The 7,441-nt window shown below is 59.4% G+C and carries 6 protein-coding genes and 1 pseudogene; 5 read left to right on the forward strand and 2 right to left on the reverse strand.

The features are described 5' to 3' along the window. The coding region (locus tag H5U08_RS06645; protein WP_297031471.1) for a hypothetical protein at positions 1 to 195 on the reverse strand (195 nt) is incomplete at its 3' end. 729 nt (positions 196 to 924) lie between these two features. Between H5U08_RS06645 and H5U08_RS06650 the strand changes: the two genes are divergently transcribed. Beyond that, the gene (locus H5U08_RS06650; protein ID WP_297031472.1) at positions 925 to 2,502 is read left to right on the forward strand and encodes a phosphoenolpyruvate carboxykinase; all 1,578 of its coding nucleotides are present in this window, start codon (positions 925 to 927) and stop codon (positions 2,500 to 2,502) included. 326 nt (positions 2,503 to 2,828) lie between these two features. Here the strand turns inward: H5U08_RS06650 and H5U08_RS06655 are convergent, their stop codons facing one another. Then, a complete protein-coding gene (locus H5U08_RS06655; protein ID WP_297031474.1) occupies positions 2,829 to 3,068 on the reverse strand; it encodes a hypothetical protein in 240 nt (79 codons plus the stop codon). Between the two features lie 738 nt (positions 3,069 to 3,806). Here H5U08_RS06655 and H5U08_RS06660 point away from each other — a divergent pair. From H5U08_RS06660 to rplS, 4 genes and pseudogenes are all read left to right on the forward strand, one after another. Next, on the forward strand, positions 3,807 to 5,015 hold the full coding sequence (locus H5U08_RS06660) for a hypothetical protein (RefSeq protein WP_297031476.1): 1,209 nt from the start codon (positions 3,807 to 3,809) through the stop codon (positions 5,013 to 5,015). 466 nt (positions 5,016 to 5,481) lie between these two features. Continuing rightward, positions 5,482 to 5,910: a 30S ribosomal protein S16 gene (gene rpsP / locus H5U08_RS06665; protein ID WP_297031478.1), complete on the forward strand. Its 429-nt coding sequence runs from the start codon at positions 5,482 to 5,484 to the stop codon at positions 5,908 to 5,910. 3 nt (positions 5,911 to 5,913) lie between these two features. After that, positions 5,914 to 6,744 carry a tRNA (guanosine(37)-N1)-methyltransferase TrmD gene (gene trmD, locus H5U08_RS06670; protein ID WP_297031480.1) on the forward strand — a complete coding sequence of 277 codons (831 nt, stop codon included), beginning with the start codon at positions 5,914 to 5,916 and terminating at the stop codon, positions 6,742 to 6,744. A 14-nt stretch (positions 6,745 to 6,758) separates the two neighbouring features. Next, a pseudogene (gene rplS / locus H5U08_RS06675) lies at positions 6,759 to 7,106 on the forward strand (50S ribosomal protein L19); the annotation flags it as partial. Positions 7,107 to 7,441 lie beyond the last annotated feature (335 nt).

Consider the following 7,441-nt stretch of genomic DNA (forward strand, 5'->3'; position numbering starts at 1 on the left):
CTGTCCGGCCAGAGCCGTCGTCTTCTGGAGGAGTTGATCGCTCATCTGGCTGGCCTGAACCGGATCGAGCTGGACTTTTTCGAGATAAAAGTCGGGCGCCCGTGCGGCCAGGATTAACAGGATCTGAAAAAGGATCAGCCCCGCAAGGAAGGCTCCCCCAAGTGCCATGAGGAAAATCTTGATCCATCGTTTCACGGGATCGCTCCAGTCCGCAAAGAGCCTAGAAAACCAATATTGTAGAGAATGGGTCCGGCCGGCGACTATCGCCAGTTGGCGCTGACACATCCCCGCGTTTCCTCTGGCGCTGGGTGCGAACGTCCACAGTAATTTGCCTCAGCCGGAGGGACCTCCTTGTCAGGTCCGCTCTCGGAGGGACGTGCTTGTCACGTCTGCCATCTACCGTTCGATCCATCTATTTCCTTTCACGGGCACAACAAGCGTGCCCCTCCGAAAAAACTCCGGAGGAACCTGCTTGTCAGGTCCGCTTGTCAACCTTGGATGATCCACCCCAATTCACTCGCGTTCTGGTAGGGGCAATTCATGAATTGCCCCTACCGCATATGGAGGGACCTTTCGGAGGGACCCGCTTGTCGGGTCCGATGCACACCGATTGATGACCCATCCCCCTCACCGGGCACGACAAGCGTGCCCCTCCGAACGACGTTTCCCATCTCGTGGCACAACCAGGGTCCCCGGCAGGGGCTATTCATGGATGGCCCCGACACCACGTTGCGCTCGTGGCCTGTCACAGCTTGTGGCCAAAATGGGGATGACTTGGCATTTGTCGGGGGCGATGCATCGGCGATTTGTGGCCGGCGGACATGGACGGGGGCTGGCAGTTTTAAAGACCAGCGATTAGCTTAAAAATAAGGCTCAAGCGAGCCGACGGGGGGAGTTTTTGTTTCATTTTCCGGGAGGATCTTTATGTTTGAAGAATTCTTGCAGGCAGCGCGTACCATTTTCGAGCAGGCGCAGCAGGAAGGAAGGCTGATCCGCAATCCCGATACAGCGCGACTCCGCGCGATGGCTCTCGAAGAACCCGAGGTCCGCGAAACCCGCTACGGCAGCCTGGAGGTGGACTCGGAGCCGACATCGCGGGCCGCGATGTTCACCAAGAACAATGTCGACACGAAGTTCGGCAAAGACGAGTACGAGCTTCTCGAGGCGGCCAAGCGCCGGCTGGCCCAGCAGGAACTGGTGAGCATCGATGTGCAGGTCGGCGACGGTACGGAAGGAATTACCGCCAGACTCATCGTTCCCCGAAGGTATGCCCACGTAGCCTACGCAGGGCTCAAGCTATTCAAGCCCACCAGCACGGACGATCCCACTTACCAGGTCATCATGTTTACGGACGAGGCCTTCGAGACCAATAAACACAAAAAACTCCCGGAAAAAGACATCACCATTCGCCTCGCCCACTCCCCCGATGGACGGATGGTGAAGATCGTCAGGAACAGCAATTATTTCGGCGAGTGGAAAAAAGGCGTTTTCGCCGGTGAGGACTGGCGGGTAAAGCAAAAAGGCAACGCGATCTTTTTGCACGTGGGATGCCGGCGGGACACCCTGGAAACACCCCACGGCGGATATCGCACCGTCTGCTCCCTGTTCGCCGCCCTCAGCGCCAACGGCAAGACGAGCACCACCTGCAAAGTGCTGGCACGAAAAGGTCGGGAACGGTCCTGGCTCATCCAGGATGATGGGGGCGCCCTGTATCGCGATGGCTCATTCCGCGGGTTCGAGCCCGGGGGAATTTTCATCAAAACGGATGGCCTGAACCCTGGCGATCAACTTGAGGCCTATTATGCGTGCCTCAAACGGGAGACATTCCTGGAAAACGTGTGGATCGAACCCGACGGGACGATTGACTTTTTCAATATGGAGCGGACGTCCAACGGCCGGGCGGTGGTGGAGCGCCGCGATTTTATGCACGCTGCGCAGACCATCAACGCGGATCGTGTCGATAACCTGTTCCTCATCACCCGGGGAAGTACCATTCCCGCGGTTGCCAAATTAACTCAAGAGGAGGCCGCCGCGTTCATGGTGCTGGGACAGTCCATGGAATCCTCGGCCGGTGACCCCACTCAGGCGGGCAAGATCAAAAACGTGTTCTTTTACGATCCTTTTGTGGCGGGTAACCGCGCGGAGCACGCCAACCTGTTTTACGATATCCTCAAGGAAAATCCGCACATCCAGTGCTACCTTCTGAACACCGGCTTCGTTGGAGAGGGGGAATCGATGCGCGACATCCGCCTTCAGGACACGATGGGCATTCTGGACTCCATCCTTCGCGGCGGTCTGGATGAGTGGGTCTATTCCCCCCGGACCAAACTCCATGTGCCCACTGCGGTCCGCCTGGTTGATTCCATCCTTTTCCATCCGGAGAAACTCTTCCCGCACGATGTTTTTGAAGAAAAACAGGCGGCCCTGGAAAAGCATCGAGCGGAATTTATGGACCGCTTTCCCGGACTACGACCCGAAATCCGACGCGTCTTCCAGCGATAAGGCGCATGTCCCCGTGCGGGAAAAAACCGCAAGACCCCGACCTGCGGGTTCCTTGGGCGGAATGCAGTCGGGGTGATCGGTCGGAGAGAACCCGATCCTGGAGTTTATTCGAGCGTTTTTGCTCGAGGGGGACGCGTTCCCCCGTGTCCATTCGAGGAACGGCTTTCGCCTTCTGGAGGGACGGCGGCCATGCCGTCCCTTACGGTTTTTGCGTCGTCGGTTAAAGCGGCGCGTCCCACCGTGTCCGTTGGCCTGGGTGGAACCGGGCCTCCATCCATCGCGACCTGGAAGACGCGAATCCGACGGTCTGTCACGCGGGAACGTGTTCAGGCGGATGGTCGGCGGTAATACTGGTAGGCCAGGAGGACCTCGTAAAGATCCAGGGAGATCGTGATTTCTTCCTGTTCGAAATCTTTCAGCCAGGTCCGCTGGCAGCGAACGGCATCCACCAGAAGGGGCAGAATTTCGCCCAGCCGCACGTTCACCAGGGAAGAGATGTTGTTTTGTTGGGCCGGAGCCTCGTCTTCCTGAGGGCCGTAGTAAACGCGGAGATGTGTGCGTGGCATAGGGGCTTTTCTCCGGATCGACTCCAAAAAAGGCACCTGCCAGCGTTCCCGCCGGCGCAACCCTCTGTGTCCCCCCTGGGCGTCAAGATTATCGGCGTTCCGATTCTGTGGCTTTGATCAAATTCGCGGGATTTGCGGTTTTCTTCGAAAAGACTGCCAGAAACGACTGCGCTGACGCCTCCCCCTTTCCTCTGGCGGTGGGGAGGCCGACCTCCCCACAACGTCGCGGGGCGGCGAGATTCAACCCGGCGGCACCTCTTTCGCGGAGCCTACTTCGGAGGGACCTGCCTGTCAGGTCCATATTCGGAGGGACCCGCTTGTCGGGTCCGATGAACGCCGATTGATGACCCATGCCGCTTCGCCGGGCACGACAGGCGTGCCCCTCCGACACATCGGAGGGACGTGGTTGTCACGTCCGCTCGTCAGGATCGGACGATCGGTCGCGTTTCTGCGGGCACGACAAGCGTGCCCCTCCGAAAAAATTCCGGCGGGACGTGCCTGTCAGGTCCGCTTTGCAACACCACACATGCATCACGTTTCACCGGGCACGACGGACAAGCAAAATTGGTCTTTGCGGATTTTGCCCGGCGTGCTAGATTGGGCGGGACGCGCTGGTTTACTGCGGCAGAAACTGGCAGAAATGGTGGGATGCTCATGCCCGTCGGATGACAGCCCCTATTTGCCCGGTCTTCTGCCGTATGCGGAAATGGATTTCCTTCAAAAGGAGAGCCGTGGAGCATGGAAGCTCGACTGTCCCGTCTTGCGTGCGTCCTTCTCGTCGTTGCGACCGCGGCGGGGGCGTCCTATCCCACCCCGAATTTCATCATCCAGTGCCAGGACCCCCAGCTTGCGCGTGAGCTGGGTGAAGCGGCAGAAAAATATCGGAAAGAGCTGGCGCAATTGTGGCTGGGGCACACGCTGCCCGATTGGTCTCGCCCGTGCCCGGTAACCGTTCACGTGGGACCGAACCTTGGAGCCGGGGGGGCGACGACGTTCGTTTTCGATCGGGGAGAGGTGTATGGCTGGAAAATGACGATCCAGGGGCCCCGGGAACGTCTGCTTGATTCCGTGCTTCCTCACGAGATCACCCATATGATCCTGGCCAGCCACTTCCGGCAGCCTCTGCCCCGATGGGCAGACGAGGGAGCCGCCACCACGGTGGAGCACATCAGCGAGAGGGAAAAGCATCGTCGCATGCTCCTCGAATTTCTCCGCACCCGGCGGGGAATTCCCTTCCGTCACATGTTCGCCATGGAAGAATACCCCCAGGACATCATGCCGCTCTACGCCCAGGGATACACCCTCGCCGAGTTCCTCATCCAGCAGGGCGGCCATCGTAAGTTCATTCAGTTCCTGGAAGACGGTCTGAAGGACAACAATTGGGATGCCGCCCTGGCGAGACATTATCCCTACCAGGACCTGGGCCGACTCCAGTTAAGCTGGGTGGACTGGGTTGCCCGGGGGTTCCCTCAGCTTTCTCCGGCATCTGTTCCGTCGGCACCGGAGGCCACACTCGTGGCGGCGAACATCGGCGGTTCCACCTCCGAATGGCGGGCGAAAGGCTCATCGCCTGCGGTTGTGCCTTCCCTCTACCAGCAACTGGCAGCCTCCCCGCTCGAAGTGGGGGCATCCGTGGCGGAATCTTCGCCCGGTGCGGGACAACCGGCCGCTGGTGCGCTGGTGAATGCGCCCCAGTACGATCCAGCGAATCCCCCTCTTGTCGACGTGTCCGGTTGGCGCCCCTCTCCGGTGTCTTCGCCGCTCGCCGCTCAGGCTCTCCCCTCCACCGCGGGGCAGCAATCCCAGGGCTGTGGATGCGGCGCGACGCCCGCCGAACTTGAGAACTCCAAGCCTGTTATCCCTAATGAAGTGGTGGGCTATCCCCAGACGGCGGAGGGCCGACCGAACGTCCTGATGGAATGGAACAGTCCCACCATGTGGCGATGAAGGTATTCGGAAACGCCGGGTTTCTGCAACGGCTTCCAGCGGATCCAATTTCGCGGCGCAAGAAACGCGCCTCGGGGATTGCTGAAATGGGCTGCTATCCGCGGCGGGACTTCCGGCAACAGGCGGTGGACCAGCGCGACAATGACGAGCGGACCAGTCAGGCATCGGTCGGGCCGGCTCGCGAATCACCCCTGCAGTAGGGGCCGTTCATGAATCGCCACAGCAATACCGAAGTGGGGACGGGGCAACCGGGCTCCCTATTGAAAGAACCCACCGCATCTGGCACACTTAAATTTTTGCCCTCCCCGTTTGTCGCCCTCATGACCGCGCCAGGTGCGGGACTGGTGGTCTGGTCGTTTGGGGGAAGACTGTGGGGCATCAGCCATCGTGTACACAATTTGTAGGCCGAAAATTTGCAGCTAACTCGCGTACACTCAATCGTAACTAAGAGAGGGAGAGTGAGTCCGTGGCCGTTCGTATCCGCATGAAAAGATGTGGCCGAAAGCACCGTCCCTTTTTCCGCATCTGCGCCACAGATGCCCGGGCGCCGCGGGACGGTCGCGTGATCGAGGTGTTGGGAACTTATGATCCGATGATTCCGTTGACGGACGCGCGGGTCACGCTCAACCTGGAGCGGGTTCAGTACTGGTTGAGCGTGGGGGCACAACCCAGCGAAAAGGTAAAAATCCTGTTGAAAAAATACGGTCCGAACGGTACCCATCTGGAAAAGCAGCGGGAAGCCGTGGAGAAACTGCGGCAGATGCAGGCAGCCCGCAAGGCAGCGGCTGAGCACGCGTTGGTCCTGGCGGAGCAGAAGAAGGCCGCCAGGAAAGCCCTTGAAGAGGCCGCCCGCGCTGCCGAGGCTGAAACCGCCGAAGAGGCGTCCGCTGAGTGATCCATGCGGATTGATGTCCTGACGCTGTTCCCGGAGATATTTCACAGCTACCTCGGGCAAAGCGTCCTGAAAAAAGCGATCGAGCGGGGGCTGGTGGAGATCCATCTCCACAATATCCGCGATTGGAGTCACGACAAGAAACACCACAAGGTAGATGATCGACCATTTGGGGGCGGGCCGGGGATGGTGCTCATGGCGCCGCCCGTTGTGGAGTGCGTCGAGGCAGTCCAGGCGATGGCCAATGAGCCGGGCCACCTGGTCATGCTGACGCCCCAGGGACGAAAACTCAATCAGGCGGTCGTGGAGGAACTGGCGCAGCATCCGCGGCTGTTGCTTTTGTGTGGGCGGTACGAGGGATTTGACGAAAGAATCCGACTCATTTTGAAACCCGATGAGATTTCCATCGGGGATTATGTGCTCAATGGGGGCGAGGTGGCGGCCATGGTGGTCATCGACGCCGTGATCCGTCTCGTCCCCGGAGTGCTGGGAGACGAAGAAAGCAGTCGCCAGGACTCGTTTTCCGGTCCTGACAGATTGCTGGACCACGCCCAGTACACCCGGCCGAGGTGTTATCGGGGCTACGAAGTCCCGGCCGTACTGCTCAGCGGTAACCACCGGGCAATCGAACGATGGCGGCTGATGGATCGGCGGCGGCGGACGGAAGAACGACGCCGCGATTTGCTGGAGGGTTCAACGACTCTCAGGTTGGGAGAGAGTACACGGGACGAAAAAGTTTCGAAAAATTCGCTTGGCAAGTGTGGCGACGCAGGAACATGCCCTGAAAGCTCTGCCACCGAAAGCCGGAAGGAATCAGAAAAAGGTTGTCAAGCTTGAATCAGAGGCCTGCCATGAACAAGGGTGAACTGTTAAAGGCGGTTGAGCAACCCTGCTTGAAAACGGATATCCCCTATTTTGAAGTGGGGGATACGGTGGACGTTCACTGCCGGATTATCGAAGGCAATAACGAGCGCATTCAGATCTTCAGCGGTGTGGTCATCGCCCGCAGCGGAAGTGGTACGCGGGAAATGTTCACGGTGCGACGGATTGTCCAGGGCGAAGGTGTGGAACGAAAGTTCCCGCTCCATTCCCCTCGAATCGCCAAAATCGAGGTGAAACGGACGGCCATCGTGCGTCGGGCAAAACTGTACTTCCTCCGCGATCGGGTGGGCAAAGCCGTGCGGCTCCGCGAACGGCGTCCCGATCAGATGCAAAAGCGGCTCAATCGGGAGCGTGCCTACTGGGCCAAACGAGGTGGTCAACCCGTCGAGCAGACGACCTCTGCGTGATCACCGCTGGGTCCGGCGGACCGGCAGGCGGACCACAATGACCGCTGAGCCGTTGTGGGAGACGTCCGCGTGGTCCTGGGTAACCCAAGACTTGCAAAGCGACAGTCGTACAAAGCGCTGACATTCTGGTCTTGGTTGAAGAGAATGCCCCGCGAGATGGTGTTGACTATCTCGCGGATTTTTTTCCGAGAAAAAGGTCTTTTTTCATCACGGCGAGAAGGCCGCGGCTGTTCCGATTTCACCGG

Source organism: Thermogutta sp. (assembly GCF_014359955.1).
Classification (GTDB): Bacteria; Planctomycetota; Planctomycetia; order Pirellulales; family Thermoguttaceae; genus Thermogutta.

What these genes read in the sequence shown, in the direction of transcription:
- H5U08_RS06650 (WP_297031472.1), top strand. Translation starts at nt 925, where the DNA reads ATGTTTGAAGAATTCTTGCAGGCAGCGCGTACCATTTTCGAGCAGGCG.
- H5U08_RS06655 (WP_297031474.1), bottom strand. Translation starts at nt 3,068, where the DNA reads ATGCCACGCACACATCTCCGCGTTTACTACGGCCCTCAGGAAGACGAG.
- H5U08_RS06660 (WP_297031476.1), top strand. Translation starts at nt 3,807, where the DNA reads ATGGAAGCTCGACTGTCCCGTCTTGCGTGCGTCCTTCTCGTCGTTGCG.
- trmD (WP_297031480.1), top strand. Translation starts at nt 5,914, where the DNA reads ATGCGGATTGATGTCCTGACGCTGTTCCCGGAGATATTTCACAGCTAC.